Below are 18021 nucleotides of genomic sequence, written 5' to 3'. Positions count from 1 at the left end.
TTATTTAACCTCCGATCCAAATCGAGACTCCTTCAATATCTTTACCTTTATATACGAGAAAGCTCCTGCCGTCATATTTCGTTTCAAAATTTCTTCCAGAGTCGCTATCTTTTTTACCGTCAACTATAATGTAGTTGCTATAAGCCTTTTCGTAAGAATTAGGATAGTACTGCTTTAATAAATCTTTTATCAAAGCTTTTATATCAGAGGTTGATGCATAAGTATCAATTGTCGTTCTTTTAAGTTCATCACTATATCCGATCCACAAAAGATAATCATCGAACACGTCAGAACCCTTTAAATTAACTCCTACCTCTTGACGACTATACATCGTTGTTCCCTTAAAACTCGGAAGTGACTGAATCATTGTATTCAACTGTTCCTTCGTTTTTGGATAAGCTACAGTTACAGGCGGATTGATATATTTCAGCGTATTCGTAATCATAACAACCGCCTCTGCACGGGTCGCGTTTTTGTTGCCTCCCATAGATCCGTCAGGGTAACCAGTCATGATTTTGATCTGTTTAGCTACAGCAAGGTATCCATATGCAACACCTTCTTTGTCTTTTCCAGCGGCACGAATGGTCATTCTAGCGATTTCTTCGCGTGTGATCAGTTGCTTTGGATCGAATTCAGAATTTTTGTATTCAGCAACTTTGATAATGGATTGTTTTAAACCGGTTGCAATATAAGCACGATACCATCCTGTATCATCGGTGAATGGTGTGTCCGTATCTAACAGCTTATATTTCATTGCAGCTACTAACGACTTCAGAAATTCAGCACGCGTCATATTTGTATTTGGTTTAAAGGTTGTCGCATCATATCCGTTAATCCATCCTTGGTTAACAGCTGTAGCGATATCTTCTTTTGCCCAATGCGTCTTTGTATCCGTAAAGGCGGCAGCTGCTGCTACTTGTGCCGATGCTAAAACGGTGACTGCAATCGTTAATGCAATGAAACTACGGAAATTTTTCTTCATGAATAATCGCTCCTAATAATTTTTTTATAGCGGCCAGATAGGATTCCGCCCTGGCGATGCGTAACCATGGGTTTAGTAGAGGCTCCGACTAAAAGGAAACTGGAATACCGAAGCCCAAAGCGAGGATATGCCGGGAAAACTTTTAGGTGGAGAGCGTTCCATGGTACGCTTATAACAGGCGGAAAGCCATCAGAAGGCCGCTCACTTTGAAAGACAACAGAAGCGCACTATAATACCTCATGTATTAACGAGAGATTCAGTAGAGATAGCTCCAAGATACTTCTCGAAAGTAAAAATCTTTTCTGGCATTAGACTACTTATTTCATTCACGTAATCTATTGAATTAACATCTTTGAACATTTTAAAAAAGAGATGCAGGACAAGTGGATCAAATTGTTCTTGGGATCCCCGTAAAATCCGGAAAGCTTCTTCATGTGATCGACCAGGTTGGTAGCCCCTATCCTGTTCAGTAATAGCGCTATAAACATCTGCGACCGCGGCGATTTTACCTTCTAAAGGAATAACATCCCCTTGAACACCTCTTGGATAACCCGATCCGTTAAGACGTTCATGATGGTATTTGGCAATGTTAATGACGATCTCAGGCATCTTCAAGCTAACTAAAGTATTAACAGAGTCAACAACATGTTTCTTAAGTTGTTCTCGGTTTTTTCCAACAAGTTTTTTACCATTCAATATAAAATCAGGGAAAGCAATCTTGCCAACATCATGAACTAGACCGCCAAAGAAATATTCCATTGCGCGACTAGCATCCATTTTTGTCGCCAAGAGATATGCGTAAATTCCCATCTTTAAAGAATGGCTAGATGTTTTTGGGTCTCGGAGACGCAGGGATTCAAACAAACATTGGGATGCAAATACATTAAAAATATTCTTCTTTTCGGCTGATAGATATCGACTAAAATCGGAAAGAATAGGTTCAATGGCCCGATTTACTGGATTTCTCATATTCACTCTCCATACGGGCCACTGATGATCAGCCCTTATTCTGCTACGTATGTTTTACTTACTCGAACACTTTCTCTTTTTCCTGAATTGGTTACTGTTACAAATATTGTTCCTTTTGTTTGGCCCAGCTGTGCAATGGAGATGGTCGTCGTATTTGCACCTGCTCCAACGGTCGATGTTGCAAGTACCGTTGAAGTTAGTTTTGTTCGATAGATTTTGATGACATCCCCTGCTGTTAATCCTGTTACGGTCACTGTATCGTTTGTACCTACCTTGTTATTTTTAACGGTTATCGCCTTAATATTTAATGCACGTGACGCTGCTTCAGCATTAAAGTTCTTTACCATTCGAGCGCTCTCTAAGCTTCCTGGCGATGTAATCGTAATATAAATGGTTCCTGCTGCTGCTCCGATTTGTGATACTGAAACGAATCCATTTACTTTTGGCATGGCCATGGGTTCAAATTTTGTTGCCGTCCCTCCGATTTCTAACATCGGATTAGTAAATGTAAAGGTTCCTGAAGCTCCATTTGTTACAGCAAATTCGATATAAGCTGTAGATGCGCTAGTCGTAAATGATCCGCTTTGTGCGGAAGAAGCATTAATATGTGTCGCAAGCGTTGCACCGGCAGAAGATATTGAACTAATCGTGACTTGTCCATCATGTTGCGCACTAAAGGAATATAAAGTAGATGGTGAGGCTTTAACACGTACATAACTCCTCTGACTAGCTGCGGTAGCTGTCAGTTTAAGCTTGTAATTACTAAGGACTTTCGTATTCACATGTAGAGAGGTCCATTGTGAGACTGGAGGCAACATATTTTTAGTTGCTCTAGCTTCTTGTTCTTCAAAGCTTGTAACGCTACTACCTAACTCTACTTGAGCATTTGACCAGTTAAATGTACCAGCTGCTGTTGAAGTAAACTCAACACGGATATAAGCAGCAGTACTTTCCGTTGTGAATGTAGCTGTTGGACTTGCCACTGTAGTCGAAAGCTTAGATGCGATAACATTTTTTGAAGCATCGAGTGTTCGAACGTTAACGGTGCCGGCATTTGTATTGGTTACTTGGAAAGCATAGCTTTGTGATCCAAGAACAGGAACATCATAATACGACAGTTGTCCAGCTGCTGTTGCCACAAGCCTTAGACCATAATTACTTGTTGAAGAGGCATTCGCATGTAGAGTCCAATTGGACACTTGTGGTAATAAGTTTTTGTTTGCTGTACCGATAGCCATTGGCGTGGTAGTTGTTTTGTTTGCATAAATCCGAATAATGTCAGTAGGGTTAAGGTTGGCAATCGTCACGGTATCTGCAGTACCAACGTTATTAACGATTTTAATGTTATTCATAGGTACTGTACTTGCCGTTTCTGAGTTATAGGCTTTTGCCACACGGCTACTTTCAGCCATAGATCCTCTCGTTAGCGTTACATAAACCTGCCCGGCATTTTTACCTAACTGGCTAACCGTTAATGTTTCTGAGGTAGATGTAGCTGTTTTTGTTGCAATGGCTGTACTATCCCGGTCCGTTGCATAAACCTTAATAATATCTCCGGACTGCACATTTCTAACAACGATTGTGTCCGACGTACCCGTTGTAAAATTGGTGACCACAATATCAGCTGTAATAAGGGCCGGCGTCGCGGTCTCTGCTCGATAGGATTTACTTACACGACTACTTTCCTGTGCGGATCCTGTTGTTCTAGTGAGGTAGAGTGTTCCACTTTTAGCACCTATTTGAGCAATTGAAATAGACACACTGGTTTGACCGCTTGCTACTGTAGCTGTACCAATAATTGTTGAATCGCTTGGAGAGTTATAAACACGGATGATATCTCCCACAGCAAGATTAACGACATCCACAATATCAGATGTTCCTGTAGGGTTATTTGTAATCGCAATTTGTGTAGCGTCTAAGAAAGCTGACGCCGGTTCTGCAGCATAACTTTTAGGTGTTCGATTACTTTGGCTATCCGTACCGGAGGTTACGGTAACATAGATGGTACCGGCCGCTGTACCAAGCTGTGTAATACTTATGACTACGGCAGAAGATCCTACTGCTACAGTCCCTGTGCCGAGGGTTGCCGTCGTAGAGGGATTGGCATATACCTTAACGACGTCTCCTTCGAAGAGATCGGATACCGTAACGGTATCCGCTGTACCCGTTTGATTATTTACTACCTTTATGGTCGATACATATGGAGCTGTCGATTGCGCCGCATAAGCCAGTTGCGGAACGATCATTACTATTGCCAAGAAGATGGATAAAATGAGTTTATATTTTTTCACTTTTTCTTTTCACTCCTTAATTGGGCAGTGGATATTGTTCAATGACATTCTTATAAATGTAGCCGTCATATGAGTATTTGCTTGTCTTTGGACTTTTCACGCGAATCTCATAAATAACGGACGGCCCAAAAATAGTTTTATAGATACCATACTGATCATTAACATAGTTATAGGGGAATGTAATACCGCTCGAATCATCCACGTAATCTTCAAAGATTATTTCAACAGGATCATCGAGCAAAGTATTGGGTAAAGGCATCATATCCTCTTTTAATCGTAAATTTCTTTGCAAGGTTTCTTCAAAAACATTTCTTGCCTGATCCCGTCTAAAAACAATATATCCATCTGCTTTTTCGATAGGGTCGATCTGCAAAGCGGCATCATGCGCAGCGTATTGAAGACTATAGGTCATAGCATTAATGACTGATGTATTTGCCGCACGATCTGCATTGGTAGATTCCATTAATAAAAAAATTAAGGTAAGCGCAGTTATTAGTAAGGATCGACCCATAGTCTCTACCTCTCCATATATTCGCTCATCATAGTCGCATGACGAGTGATGTATTTAGGAGCGTTATCTGACCCTGCTAAATTTTGAAAAATCCAAAGCGGTGAAGCTTTCACTTTTAATGTGCCTTCAATGTATTCCCCGCGTGGCATCGGAACGTTCGTGCCGGTAAAGGTTACCGAGCTCTCCGGGATGAAAAACTTCACTCGCAATGTATCTTTCATTTCTTGAATAATCTCGGGTGTAAAATAGCCGTTATCGAGTGAAGCTGCTTTTGCTATACCTTGATTTAATACAATTTCCACAGCGTTACTTCTAACATTAAATAATTCATGTAGGGGTGGCTGGAAGAGATATAAGATAAGAAAATAAACAGTTAAAATCTCGGCCAACGCTTTATTAAACAAAACAGTTTGGCCTCCTTTCTTGGGGGAGACTTGTGATCCCCCCGAAAGCGAATGGTAGCTGATTAGGATTAAGATGGCATTTGGATGTTATTGAAAGTATCTGACATGTCACCACTAAGCCCGCTAATAAGGCCCCAAATTAAAAGAAATACTACAATGCCAATCGAAAGTACGACACCAATAATTTCAAAGATCTCACCTAGCGATTTACCGAACATTTAACATACACTCCTTTAGTTTTGGTTTACTTTAGTGTGGTTAAGCTATTACTCATAGAACTGATCATTTGCATAACGACAAACATGATGTTCATGATATACACGAACAATGGCAACCAAACAATCGGATTTACGATATTGGTTAAAGTGGTCCTCCTTTTTTGTCTATTGGCTCTAAGAGTGGCGATATAAGTATCCTCGCGCTTTGCAATGAGTTCATGTACATTTTGCTGGCCTGCGTTTTGCATGCCTGCAATAATCTTACATACCTCTTTTGCTTCTTCAGTACCTATATCGTCACCTATTATGTTCATCACAACGTCAATACCGGATTTGTTGTTACGAAGTCCTTTATTAATGGACCCCCGGATGCGTGGTGTGTACAATCTCAATTTACGAATCAGATCCAGGATATTAATGACCTGATTGCCGGCATCTTTGAGCTCATCGGTAATCATAGAGTAAACCATGAAGAGCTCTTGATTTTTTAGATAGTCATTACGATTTTGATACATCTGAAAAATTGCTTTCATTGTTTTTCGTTTTGGATTCGTAATGAGAGTTAGAAATAGCAATGGGCAAGCTAAGTACAATACTTTAATTACGGGAGCTAACCCAGGTTTATAAAAAAAGTTGTAAATCCCGAATCCTAACAGGCCAAAAGCAATGAGGAACCGCCAAATTTGAAATCGCTTGGCATTTAACTTAAATGGATAACCGGCATTCATAAATTCTTTTTCTAATTCTGGCGAAATAAATACATCTCTCATCTTTAAATTTTGATATTTAATTCGCTGCAAGATGGTCTCTTTTTCAGGAAGTTTTGCATTTAAAATATTTCCTAAGAGCTTGGCTGCAAACAGATATATGAAGATAATGATGGAGTATAAGACATATGTAGCAATGGTAAAACCCAATTGATGCCCCTCCTAGTAATCATTTGGCTGGCGCAAGAACCAAGACGCAACAACGCGGGCCATGCCTATAAATAAAACGGATAGGAGAAAACCAGCGCGACCTTGAGCGGTCTGAAATTGATAATGTAGAATGCTTTCATCTGTAATATTCAAAAACAGAGCAAGAATTAGAAACGTGCCTGGAAAAGCGATCAAATGAAACCAACTTAGATTTTTAACATCGGTCTTTTCAGCCGTTTCGTTTTTAATATCTAGAATATTTTGATGAATTTTTGCATCAATTCGTGTTAATGTGTCACCTACAAACTCCTTAGTTGTGAGAGCTTTATATATAGTGAAGCCAAGTTCCCTGGCAAATGAGGTATTAATGCTGTATACAAAACTGTCGATACCAATCATTAATTCTTCAGGATTAACGTAATTTTGATCAATCCTTATGATCTCTTGCAGCTGTTTTTTAAACGGAGAATCCGGATTTTCTTTTACTACTTCACGTAGTGTTATCTTCATTTGTGGCTGCAAAGAACTATTGTAAGTAGATGCGATTGCTCCTGTCAGCTCAGCAAGCTGATATCCTCGATCTATTCGCAATTTGCGAAGCTTTACACGGTACCGCATAAAATTTCCGTAAACGAACAAAACCGCAAGTGCTCCGCCAAACAAGTAAGAATGAGACAAGCCCCCAATAAAAATAGAAAGAATACCAAACATCACAAGATGATAAATCACGAAATTTTGTACTGATGAAGTCTTTTGATAATTCTTCTTAGTTATCATCAGCATGTTATCCAAATCACGGTAAATATTCTCTAAAAATGTGACATCTTTCACTATGCCAAGATGAACATTCTTACGCTCCATTGCATTTTTTTTCATGCGGTTCTCTACTTCAATTTTTTTATTCAAGCTAGTTAGAGCGCCTTTTAAAATGAGGTAAACGGCATATGACGTAATAATGGTAGAACCGAGATAAATTAGACCTTTAAGAAGGATAAAAATCATAGTTAGTTCCCTTCTTTCTTCATAAACATCTCGAGAAACGATGCAATACGTTCCATCGCTTCAGCGGTTTGTGTTTGCTTCTGAACTAAGGCTTCTGTCGCTATCGCTAGACGATACTGCGGATCCGCTATTGCTGGATTAAAGACTACAATTCCCTCTCCTTCAGGTATCGGAGATTTACGTTCAAGCTCTTCCAAGGTTTTTATCAAAATATCGAACCATTTTTTATTTTTGTGCCGCATTTCCCTCTGCAGCTGCTTGCTTAGATCGGCACGATATTCATACTCATTTGTTTTATCGTTTCGTCGCATAATTTGATGTGTACTAATCTCACCATTTTCACGATTAAAGCGAAGCTCCTGGACACTCTCCACCCATTTAATCGTTTTGGACTCGTCCATTTGCAATAAAATAATGAGATCCAAATATTCAGCAACACGTTTCGTTTCTGCTTGTAGATCCCCTCCCCCATTTGAACGACAAATGAGTCGTGCCCATTGTTCTGGTATCGTGTCAGGCCTCCAAATATGGGTGGTGGTAAGAAAACCTTTCTGTAATCTCTCGCACATAATCATGGCGCCTTCAGCTTCTACGATACGAACCTCTTGAATGACACCGTAATCTGCATCGGTACGAAGTGCTTTTTCAAGTGCTTGTTCAAAACTAGAACCATTCAGAATCATTTCAATAAATTTTTTATTAGGATTGTCAACACTGATTTGAATCTCATAGTCATTTTCAATACTAATTCCCGTTAAATCATCGGCTCTCTCATGAATGATGGCACGCAATAACGTTGTCTTCCCAGTTCCCATAGGACCCGATATAACAGCATTGGGCTGCGTTAAACTAATACCTTCAAATAACGGTAATGATTCTGTTGGAAAAAGATTGTCTTCATACGATAGTTTTCTTAAACTAACTTTATTTCGAAGTACTCGCCTAAAGGTAATTACACTACGCTTTACCCTAGGCTCAATCAAAATGGAAACCCGTTCACCCGTATAAAGATCAAGCTCAATTTCCGGTTTCTGTTCATTTATTTTTGCACCGGATTTATGAGTCTCAAGTGTACGGATGATTTTTTTAACGACATCATCCGAAGAAATTTCAAATTTCATTCGTTCGAATCGCCCACTATCGGGATTATGCATCCATATTTTTCTACCAATGGATTGCATAGCATAGCTGCCAGGCATCATGGTCCAATAAGCAAGTGCATTTAATCCATAATTTTCATGGAAAATAGCGTGTGCTAAATTACTGTATTTCCGCTGCTCCACATCAGAAAATGTATGAATGTCTTTGTAATAGATGGGAATGTGAATGTCACGTAATTTTCGATTAGTTACAAAGGTGTCGATCTTTTCGAGCATAGCGGTTACCGATTCTTGCTTTCCAATAACGGCATATGACTCCAAATTGATCATATCATCGCCTTCTTTTGTAGCTGCAATGGATAAGAATTCGGCTTTAAGTTCCTCTTTAAATTGCTCACATACCTTCTCGAAAGAAGATATATTAGAAGGACTTGCTACTTCTTCTAAAACGCCAATCGGATAAGATAACCTTTCATCGTTAGATCCGCGGTTATGAAGTCCGTTGTTTTTACTGTATTGCTGCAAATTGAATCTGACGGTCTTCTTTTTGGAATTCACGCTTTACCTCCCTCATCGCGATAATGCGAACCAACTTTTTGATTTCTTTCCCGTTTCTTTAAGGGGAAAATTATAGAAATCGAGAAGCCCATTCACGATCCGATTCAGCTCACTAATATATTTTTTTTCGTTAAAGGCCATTAGGTCTTTCCGAAATTCAACGCGATATAAGGTATTGTAATAAGGGATGCTGGCCATGCATGGTAGTTTGTATATTTCAGACAAATGCCTATGTGTTTCGACATCTGATGATGGAAACATTTTGTTACAAACAAGCCAAATATTTTTCGCATGATCAATATCTAATCCAAGTTCTCTTTCAAGTACTTGCTCTTTGTAACGGAACCAGTTTTCTTTAGCAGCTGTGCGCTGGTTAGTATAGACAAACATAAGATCACTGGATAAAATCGCTTGGACTGCTAGTGGTGTATCCAAATGATGACCAACATCTAAAATAACTAAATCGAATCGTTGTTTGGCCAAATCAATTAAGTGCTTAATGCCTTCCGGTGTGTAGGTGTAAATTTTCAACATATCTCTATTGCCTGCCAAGTAAAATACACCTGGATGTAGCTCGTCCATTTTTTCGTCTAAATCCTCGGGTTGCATTTGCCGTCCATCAAGTACGCCCCATAGTTCATCCAAATATTTTCCTTTATAATCGATAAATGTTGTACCTGGATTCCAACCATTAAGCCCGATAACACCGACACGAATATTGCTGACCTCTGTAATTTGCTTACTTAGCAATAAGAGGGATGAGCTTAGACCTACGTCATAAATAGTTCCTAGCGCCGCGACTACTCGACTGGATCCTTTCGTTGAAGTAAAAAGTTCGGCCTCGATTTGTTCAGCGATTTGTTTCCCAGTTAGATAGGGTGGTAATACCCGGATGTTATGAGCTTTGAGTGTACTTTGTATCGCTTTAGCTTCCGTGGCATCTTCATATAGTTGGACGAAATAGAACATTTCCGCCACTGGGTTTTCCGAACGAATTTGTATCATGGTTTTAATATCCGCGTATTGATCCGAAACGACGATGATACTTTTTTCTTCGAATTTCAGATTTTCTCCTAATATGAAGCTTTCAACACTCTCTATTTCATTCAGTTCATGGAAAGCATCAGTTACACCGGACTGATTAAGTAGAATATATGCTTTCATCAAAAAACCTCCATTTAGCGATAAGTCACAAGGAATTTATAACCTTCGCTGCCGTACTTAATAATGAGCTTCCGTTGATTTTCATTCACGACGATTTCTAAATTTTTAACCGCTCCCGAGGGCTTTTGTCGTCCATCATCCTCTGTTGTCACCTCTTGGTTATTTCCTGCCTTAGAATAACTAACGGGAATATCGGTCAACGCGTCCACATCTGATTCGGATACTGCAGCCGGCTTTACAGTTTTTTCTTCATCTTCTTCAAGAGCATTCCGTGAAGTTTCTCCCTGCATTCTTGTTTTATCTAAAACGGGCATCAATGAAATGTGATCTCCTCTGAGCAAACTTCCGGGCACCATGAGTATCCAATCATTCGGGATCGGCATGTTTGACTCACCATTTCCCGGTTTTAATTCGTCTAGACCTAACATATCTTCTATAATTTGCTCGTTCACGTATATCGTCCGGAGAGCTTCTTCTCCAATGATCAAAGAGCCATTAGTTAACCGGTTTGATTCATTTGGTTCAGTCTTCCGATTGGATACGATTTGATCCGCCTTAATGTTTACTACTTTCAAATCGTCTTTCTTAATGATCTGTCCTCGTTTAATTTCTTTCGCCGCCTGTATGACCTGTACGGTTCCCCACTTTGGCTCCACCCATTTTGTCCAACCTATTAATAGCATCGGACCTGCTGCAATGACGGTTGCGAACAACAGAAGTCGTAATATTTTTTTCACACTCAACTTCTCCTTTTCCAAAAATGCCAAGATCGTTTTTGTTTTTCTACGGATAAAAATTCCGCCATAATCATCGTTAGTAACTCTTCAGTCCTTAAATCGATGGTCGTATCATTCGGCATATACGGGGCTTGATAGAATGACAGCTTATAATCTTCTTTCTCTTGCTTCGTGAAAAGCTTATTGATTTCATTGAAGCGTTGTTCACTTGCTAAATTGATTAAGATATTTAGCTTTTTAGAGATATCACGGCTTTGAAAGAGGCTAATAGCAGCTGTTAGTCGATCGAAATCCCAATCACTCGATCCTGCGGTTACGATTTGAATATTGGCTCGTACAAAAAGATCAATACCCTCATTTAGCTTATTGTTTTTAATTATCTGTCCTAAATCCAATACCGCATATTCATATTCTGAGATGATGCGATCAACAGAAATTAATCTATCATTCGAGAATAGATCGACTCCATCAATGTGAAATCCACCAGGGGTATGCTTAGATTCTTGAAAATCCATGAACCGAAAGACGTTTGGACTGCACAAGGCATCATTTAGTTCAAAACAAACCGTTTTGAACCCTCTGCCGGCTAGAAAACGTGCTGTCTGCATTGCCGTCCAAGTTGATCCAGTACGTCGATCAACACCGCCTACAGCGATTACTGGTGTACCAACCATTCTGTCCTTATAAACCACAACTTCCTTAACCACTGATTTAGGTGGTGGTGGTAGATCCATGTTAGAAATGTACTCAATGATAGTGGGGTCGGAATGAATATGATCGAGTAAGTTCTGATCCGGCCCATTCGTCGATACTCTTTCCTTCCCCTTCTCTTTTTCTTTCGAGAAATTCTTTTTAAGAGATTGCAATTCTTTTAAATTTGCTGCTTCATCCGTTTTCACGTCCCACCGAACCGCGTTTCCGTAGGATGGCTTTAACGCCAGTTGTGCTTTTATCAAAGGCGCTATAGAAGGTCGATCAACATCCTCATTGTCCACATCTACTAGCGGAGCTACGATGTCCAACACTTGAAGCCCTAACAAGGTAGTAATGGTTGAATCTCCAGGAACACGTCCTGGGGCAATAATGACTATACGAGAATCCCTTAATAAGCGAAATTGCTGAATCCCTCTGATGAACGAAGCGTCATCGACGCAAGTCATATCAATAATGAGTGTTTGGACGTTAGCTTTCGCAGCTGAATGGCAATGAATTAGAAATGTATCGCTCGAAAATTCCCCAGATTCTTCAAACCATATACTGTTATCTTGTACGGCATGGCGTATGTCATAGATGTATTCGCTACTACTAATAATTCCGTACAATCCCATTCACTCCAGTACAAAATGATTTCCCTAAAATGTGCATATTTTATAGGTCTATGGCGCATTGTATTTGTGACTATAGAAATAATACCTATATACATTTTATCTTAATAAAGATACGATGTAAACAAAAATTACTTAAAATATCCTTTTAAAGAAACTACAAAGAATAGTCGTATTTTTTCTCTGTGTGATACAATAATTAAAATAGGCAATAATACTTACAAGGACGGATGATATGAATGAATATTGGTAGTAAAATTCGCGCCCTTCGTTTAGATAGAGATATGACAACTCCAGAAGTAGCCGCAAAAGCGAATGTCACCCAATCTACAATAAGCGAAGTTGAAAATGACAACCGATCACCATCACTAAACACATTAGAAAAAATTTGTAACGCTTTGAACGTACCAATTATGGAAGTTTTACCGATCGAGCATCATCTTGGTCTCCTTCGTTACTCAATCTCTCAAGATGAAAAAAATATCCTAACCTACCTTCACTCCCTTACAAAAGAAGAACGAGAAATATGGTTTGACGCTTACAACATCGTTAAAAAAATGCCTCTAAATGAAAAAAAACAATTTATCGCAACCAATGGATATTCATTCACGAAAGAAGAAAAGGAACTCCTGGATATCTACAGTCAACTTTCACAAGAAGAACGAAAAAATTTCTACGCCTTATTCAGTTCTCTTCTAAAATCTAAAAAATAATCGGTTGGCTGCTAATGAAAGCAAGAATAAGGGGGGGATTTCCCCCATTTATTTGTAGAATAAGAGCGGATTCTTCTTTACCCCATTTTCATGAATCTCGTAATGCAAGTGGGGACCTGTGGTTCGACTACCGGTATTGCCACTCAGAGCAATAGCATCGTTTTGTCTTACTTTATCCCCGACATTGACGAGCATTACACTTAAATGTAAATATCTTGTAACGTATCCGTTTTGGTGGTTTACAGTAACCATGTAACCTCCTGTTTCTGTATAGCCAGAGAAACTGACTACACCACCCGCTGTTGCTCTTACTTCCGTCCCCATAGGTGTTCCAATGTCTATTCCACCATGTAAGGCACCTTGCAATCCGGTTATAGGATCGATACGAGTACCAAATCCACTGGTCACTCGATACACATCACATGGCCAAGTAAATTGATTTATGACAGGCGTAAAATTTCCTGGTGGTATATCGATCGGCCCATCGACCTCCGAATTATCATCAAGATCATCCAAATTTAAAGCTAAGTAGTTTCGAACACTTTCTTTATCTTCAGTTGATAGATTTAATCGGCTCATCACTTCGTCGAGTGAGCGTTTATGATATACAGTTTCCGTTCTTGTACAGATAAAGTGTTTTTTCGGCGGTACGCAAGCAACCTCTATTTTTACATCCTCGCTCCAAATGAATGCCTCTTTAAAATAACTATAGATATGGGTAGGGTTACTCTTCGAAAAATCTTGTTTTAATAAAAAGGCGTCTAGTGCAATCATTTCCTGCCAATTTATTAATTGATCACCGGATTCACTCGCAATTCGCAAAGCAGCATTTCTGTAATCGTTATACTGTTCAGGTTCTGCAGCCGGTATAAACAGAAGAAAAAAAGGCAGCGTTAAGAGCATAAATAAAACAATGATGATCATGATTCCAAAAAACAAAAACTTTAGAGCTTTTTCCGGATCTTGTGCAACTTGCAGCCCTATTTTAACCGCCCATGCTGGCATTATCGACCACCAGCATTTCCTATGAACATTTCATCTTCTTTGGTAATTTTGACGTTTACCGCAAGTCGTTTGCTACCAGCGATTAACAAGCCCTGACCTCGCTTCGCTTGGGATATTGTTTCGATCTCCATGTCACTTAATGACAAGAGCTGTGTAAGTGCCTCGATGTCGTTTTCACCTTGACCCATAATGAACTTATAAGCCGGGTTATCCAAAAGCGCTTGACCATATCGTTTAATGGCCGGATCCATGAAGTCAACCATGTTATGAGTAATAACCCATAAGCCACCTTCCCGTTTCCGGATCCGCTTGGAGGTATTTCTTAGAAACATCAGAGCTTGCGGCGTATCTGGATCAGCCAAAAGATAGGCTTCATCGACGGCTAAAATGATTTTTTCCTGCCAATCAGCATCGATCTCACTCCATGCCCAGGATAGAATGTTGAAAAACTGTGCTCTTCTAAGGGTGTCATCTGCTTCAAGGAGCTGCTGAATATTAAGTACTACGATCTCGTCTTTGGCTTGTAAAGTTGTCGGCCCACACCACAAATCTTGATCGGCACCTTTAGCAGCTGGATAAAGAAGCAGCTCTAAATCTTCCCAATATTTTTTGTATTTTTCACCTTTGGCGCGTTGTTCTATGACTACATACAAATCCGCCATGGTCGGCCAATCTTCAGGTTTAAACGTTGTGAGATCTGTATCCCAAAAAATATTTTTATGGCCATACATTTCTTCGAGCGCCATTTCTAAGCATGAAAGATGCATTTTCGAAAATGTTGAATCGTGTTTTCCATCTTTCAAATACAGCTTGAAAAACGTGCGTAAGAAATTAAAATGTAGCGCCAATGGTCCGCGAGATATTTCTTCTTCACTGTAAAGACGACTCTTTTCGTCCTCATCATCCAGATCCAAAGGAACACGCATACGCACTTGCAACGGATTGATACGACTTTTCGATCCGTTACCGGTATCGATAACCGCTCCATCGCAACCCTCGGCTAACCCTGAATACTCATCTTCCGGATCTATGATGATAATCCGGCAACCTCGGCCGAACTCTTCTTTTAACCATTTTTTAATGGTGGTAGATTTACCGACACCTGGTCGCCCTAAAATAGTGAGATTAGAGTTTGTTCGATCACCGCCGCGTGTCCATATGTCAATAAGCACGATACCACCAGTCGAATCCCTTCCAAGTAATACCCCATCACGATCGTTAATACCGGAGTAAATGAAAGGATACATCGCAGCTACGGACTCCGAGGGCATATTTCGGTAGCCAAAATTGAAGATATCCGGATGAAGGATGCCCCACGGACCTACAGAAAGCAGGCCTTCCTCTTGTTTGTGAATAGGTGGGCGGGCTTTCATCCCCATTCCAGCAAGTCGTTGCTCTACGTTTCGTACACGAATGTCCAAAATTTCGGGATCGTTGGCTGTTACGAGGATAACGATTACGGCGTTATATACTTTTTGTTGTTCCTCATCAATCTTTTGAATAAGCTTCTCGCAGTCCTCAAATTGCTTTTGAGCGCGTCTTCTGGCTACGTTGTTGCCAGAATCCATCCTGGATTCCGCTTCGCCCATAGCCACCTTGATTTCATTGATAAGGTTGTAGGGATCCGTAGGAATGGCATGAACGGTAATGGTCACACCCGGCATTTTTGTAATTCGGGATAACCACCCTGGTCCCACTTCAGTCGGATAAGCATTTATCACCAACACCCTAGAATGGACTTCTCCAAGCATGACATCTTTGGGTTTGAAGTGTAGTCCAGGAGGACTTATATAATCGAGCAATCCGGATAAGGCTGGACCGCCTGCAGTTGCAGATTTTTTCTTTTTAGCCGGTTCAACCATAATTAACCTCCATTGATAAACGCGGTGGTAAGTAAGGGCCGCTGGATTGCGGCGCTCTCTCAAATGCAGCCTGTAGAGGATTAAGAAAAAGAAATTCTAACTCTCTTAATTCTTGATCATCACATACATGCGACTCTAACTCCGCGCCGGATAAATTATCTGCCAGTTCAATTGCCTTGTTCTGTAACTGCTGCATATCAAGTGCTTGTTTTTTTGCAGATAAGGGATTTGTCAATAAAATATAGAACATAAGTTCAATTGCCTCGCCGCTGCTTGCAACATTTGCTGCATTGCGGATCGAACTATCCAAGATTCTTCGGCGCATATAGTGGGTTTCTTGGTTACGCAAAGCTTCTTGGTTGCTTATATATTCGTCAAGATCTACAGGACGCTGCAGTGCAGTTATTCCCCACTCGCACTCCATACCATTAATGACTTCGAACAACATATGTACTTTTCTTTTTTGCTCTTTTTCGGAGAGCAAGGAAAGGTTGATAGGTTCTACTCGCACAGCTGTTACAAGATGGTTATCACGCCGCCAAAGGAATCCCATATTGACGTCGTAAAAAGGCAACCAAGCCTGTACGGAGGGAACATTCGATTTGGAGGAACCGGTAACCGGATGTGTTTGTGCGGGGGTTTTAGGTTGATCCTGTTTCTGTGCTTCCTTGCCCCGGTTTAAAATTTTTTTGATCACCGTTGTTTCCTTCCTTCACCAAAAATGTAAAAGTAGCGTCGAGGTTTGGATATAAATTTTTTCTGATTAATAAAGCTAGAGATCATCGATGTCCCAAGTCGTGGATCCACTTTGACGATAAAGAAAACAACTGCTGTAATCCCAGGTACAGGAAGAATTTTCACAAAACGGCTTACCGAAAATAGATCGAGCAGGAATGTAAGCCCTAGCCCAATCAATGCACCCAATGCACAAAAAATAAGCTCCTTGATCCCAAATCCCTCAAAAAATTCAAACCTTCCACCAACGTTCCTCGGTATTAAATACATCGAAATCACCCTTATTTTTTCATAATGATTCGCATCATTGCGGATTGGCCAACACTCTGTACAGCTGCCCCACCTACACGTCCGATACCGGTTGAATGGAGTTTTTCTTTCAATATGGTCGGTGCTTTATATGTGACCCAGAGTGCAGCTATAAATAGGCAAAGGTTCACAATCCCCGGAACCGTTACCCACTTTCCAGCAACGTCCACCTTGATCGGTGTGAGTGTATAAAAACTGAACTTTAACATGGCCATCTGCAATGCTGCAGCAAAGATGATAACAAGGGTGTCTTTCCACCATGACTGCCAACCTTGGCTATCTTTATTAGTCAATCCTAAAGCGCTAAACGAACCCATCCATGCTGCCACAGCCAGTTCACTTGCACGAATAAAGCTTTGAATGATAATAACGACAAGCATTATCACTGCAAACAGAATCGCTACCGCAATAAATATCAATGCAGATCCCGCTTGTGCCATGAGGTTATATAACAAGGTAAAGTTGCTGCTATCGAGATCACCATATCCGGTTCCAGGAAGGGCAGCGACTTCAAAACCCATTTCAATACCAAAACCGTACATGTATTTCATAAGCCATGGCATAACCGCAATTACACTGGCCGAACGAACAGCACCTATTAACAAATTGGTTGGATCGGATGTTGGTTCACCCATTTGACGTAGTATATATATCATGTAAGCTTCGTAGGCAATTTTAACAGCCAACCACATGCCAGCTACTTCTTGGGTGTATAGAATGCCGGTATTAACTACCGGCATATCTAACACCACGGTCCCCAACTTTCCGATATAAACGAAAAACGTCAAAACGAGTTTTATAGATTCATCGGCTAAGTATTCCAGGAACCCGGCAACTAAATTGATAAAATTTTTTACCATATGGAATCGGCCTTACTTATAGTAGCCAGTGATGAGAGTTACTAACGTGGAAGCCGTTACCCCAATTACCGCCGCAATAAGAATCCGTTTAATAGCCTTGTTTGCATCCGTGATCGTACCACCGTCACCATCAGCTACCTTCTTTCTCCAAGCTTGATAACCGATCATCAATCCTGCCGTTGCTGGAATGATAATTGTTGTGAGCCAGGTAAAGATATCATTAAGGAGTGACGCTGTACCGGTTGCATATTTTGATCTTCCGAACGCACTCGCATATGTAACCTGACTTACGAACAATGCAGTAATCACATAAAGGGAAATGACATTTCGTTTTACATTTTTAAAAATAGTAAGCATAA

General features: G+C 40.3%; 18 protein-coding genes. 1 reads left to right on the top strand and 17 read right to left on the bottom strand.

Annotation, left to right across the window (positions count from 1 at the left end):
* Positions 1-4: 4 nt before the first annotated feature.
* From DFP97_RS26850 to DFP97_RS26800, 11 genes are all read right to left on the bottom strand, one after another.
* The gene (locus DFP97_RS26850) at positions 5-982 is read right to left on the bottom strand and encodes an S-layer homology domain-containing protein (protein ID WP_114383756.1); all 978 of its coding nucleotides are present in this window, start codon (positions 980-982) and stop codon (positions 5-7) included.
* Between the two features lie 237 nt (positions 983-1219).
* Complete coding sequence (locus DFP97_RS26845) at positions 1220-1951, bottom strand: HD-GYP domain-containing protein (protein ID WP_114383755.1); 732 nt, start codon at positions 1949-1951, stop codon at positions 1220-1222.
* Positions 1952-1986: 35 nt separating this feature from the next.
* On the bottom strand, positions 1987-4242 hold the full coding sequence (locus tag DFP97_RS26840; protein ID WP_114383754.1) for a hypothetical protein: 2256 nt from the start codon (positions 4240-4242) through the stop codon (positions 1987-1989).
* 16 nt (positions 4243-4258) lie between these two features.
* Positions 4259-4753, bottom strand: a complete 495-nt coding sequence (locus DFP97_RS26835) for a hypothetical protein (protein ID WP_114383753.1) — start codon at positions 4751-4753, stop codon at positions 4259-4261.
* Between the two features lie 5 nt (positions 4754-4758).
* The gene (locus DFP97_RS26830; RefSeq protein WP_114383752.1) at positions 4759-5157 is read right to left on the bottom strand and encodes a hypothetical protein; all 399 of its coding nucleotides are present in this window, start codon (positions 5155-5157) and stop codon (positions 4759-4761) included.
* A 244-nt stretch (positions 5158-5401) separates the two neighbouring features.
* Entirely contained in the window at positions 5402-6292 is an 891-nt protein-coding gene (locus DFP97_RS26825; RefSeq protein WP_114383751.1) for a hypothetical protein, read from the bottom strand.
* A 12-nt stretch (positions 6293-6304) separates the two neighbouring features.
* Positions 6305-7294, bottom strand: coding sequence for a hypothetical protein (locus DFP97_RS26820; RefSeq protein ID WP_114383750.1), 990 nt, complete (start codon positions 7292-7294; stop codon positions 6305-6307).
* 2 nt (positions 7295-7296) lie between these two features.
* Positions 7297-8952, bottom strand: coding sequence for an ATPase, T2SS/T4P/T4SS family (locus tag DFP97_RS26815; RefSeq protein ID WP_114383749.1), 1656 nt, complete (start codon positions 8950-8952; stop codon positions 7297-7299).
* A gap of 12 nt (positions 8953-8964) precedes the next feature.
* Positions 8965-10116, bottom strand: coding sequence for a CpaE/TadZ family protein (locus DFP97_RS26810; RefSeq protein ID WP_114383748.1), 1152 nt, complete (start codon positions 10114-10116; stop codon positions 8965-8967).
* A gap of 14 nt (positions 10117-10130) precedes the next feature.
* A complete protein-coding gene (locus DFP97_RS26805; RefSeq protein ID WP_114383747.1) occupies positions 10131-10853 on the bottom strand; it encodes an SAF domain-containing protein in 723 nt (240 codons plus the stop codon).
* A gap of 2 nt (positions 10854-10855) precedes the next feature.
* Positions 10856-12175, bottom strand: coding sequence for a hypothetical protein (locus DFP97_RS26800; RefSeq protein WP_114383746.1), 1320 nt, complete (start codon positions 12173-12175; stop codon positions 10856-10858).
* Positions 12176-12417: 242 nt separating this feature from the next.
* Here DFP97_RS26800 and DFP97_RS26795 point away from each other — a divergent pair, with 242 nt between their 5' ends.
* Positions 12418-12891, top strand: coding sequence for a helix-turn-helix domain-containing protein (locus tag DFP97_RS26795; protein WP_114383745.1), 474 nt, complete (start codon positions 12418-12420; stop codon positions 12889-12891).
* A 48-nt stretch (positions 12892-12939) separates the two neighbouring features.
* Here DFP97_RS26795 and DFP97_RS26790 read toward each other — a convergent pair whose 3' ends face one another.
* Genes DFP97_RS26790 through DFP97_RS26765 form a run of 6 tightly spaced genes read right to left on the bottom strand, consistent with a single transcriptional unit; the run spans position 12940 to position 18019 of the window.
* Positions 12940-13896: a M23 family metallopeptidase gene (locus DFP97_RS26790; protein ID WP_114383744.1), complete on the bottom strand. Its 957-nt coding sequence runs from the start codon at positions 13894-13896 to the stop codon at positions 12940-12942.
* Positions 13896-15758, bottom strand: coding sequence for a VirB4 family type IV secretion system protein (locus DFP97_RS26785; protein ID WP_114383743.1), 1863 nt, complete (start codon positions 15756-15758; stop codon positions 13896-13898). The genes DFP97_RS26790 and DFP97_RS26785 overlap by 1 nt, the downstream gene beginning before the upstream one ends.
* On the bottom strand, positions 15751-16455 hold the full coding sequence (locus DFP97_RS26780) for a TraC-like domain-containing protein (RefSeq protein WP_114383742.1): 705 nt from the start codon (positions 16453-16455) through the stop codon (positions 15751-15753). Before DFP97_RS26780 ends, DFP97_RS26785 begins: the two co-directional genes overlap by 8 nt.
* Positions 16452-16763 carry a PrgI family protein gene (locus DFP97_RS26775; RefSeq protein ID WP_114383741.1) on the bottom strand — a complete coding sequence of 104 codons (312 nt, stop codon included), beginning with the start codon at positions 16761-16763 and terminating at the stop codon, positions 16452-16454. Before DFP97_RS26775 ends, DFP97_RS26780 begins: the two co-directional genes overlap by 4 nt.
* Before the next feature lie 11 nt (positions 16764-16774).
* The gene (locus DFP97_RS26770; protein ID WP_114383740.1) at positions 16775-17662 is read right to left on the bottom strand and encodes a conjugal transfer protein TrbL family protein; all 888 of its coding nucleotides are present in this window, start codon (positions 17660-17662) and stop codon (positions 16775-16777) included.
* A 12-nt stretch (positions 17663-17674) separates the two neighbouring features.
* The gene (locus DFP97_RS26765) at positions 17675-18019 is read right to left on the bottom strand and encodes a hypothetical protein (protein ID WP_114383739.1); all 345 of its coding nucleotides are present in this window, start codon (positions 18017-18019) and stop codon (positions 17675-17677) included.
* Positions 18020-18021 lie beyond the last annotated feature (2 nt).

It is taken from the genome of Paenibacillus prosopidis, from assembly GCF_003337375.1.
Taxonomy (GTDB): Bacteria; Bacillota; Bacilli; order Paenibacillales; family Paenibacillaceae; genus Pristimantibacillus; species Pristimantibacillus prosopidis.
This window is presented reverse-complemented; position numbering and strand designations above follow the sequence as displayed.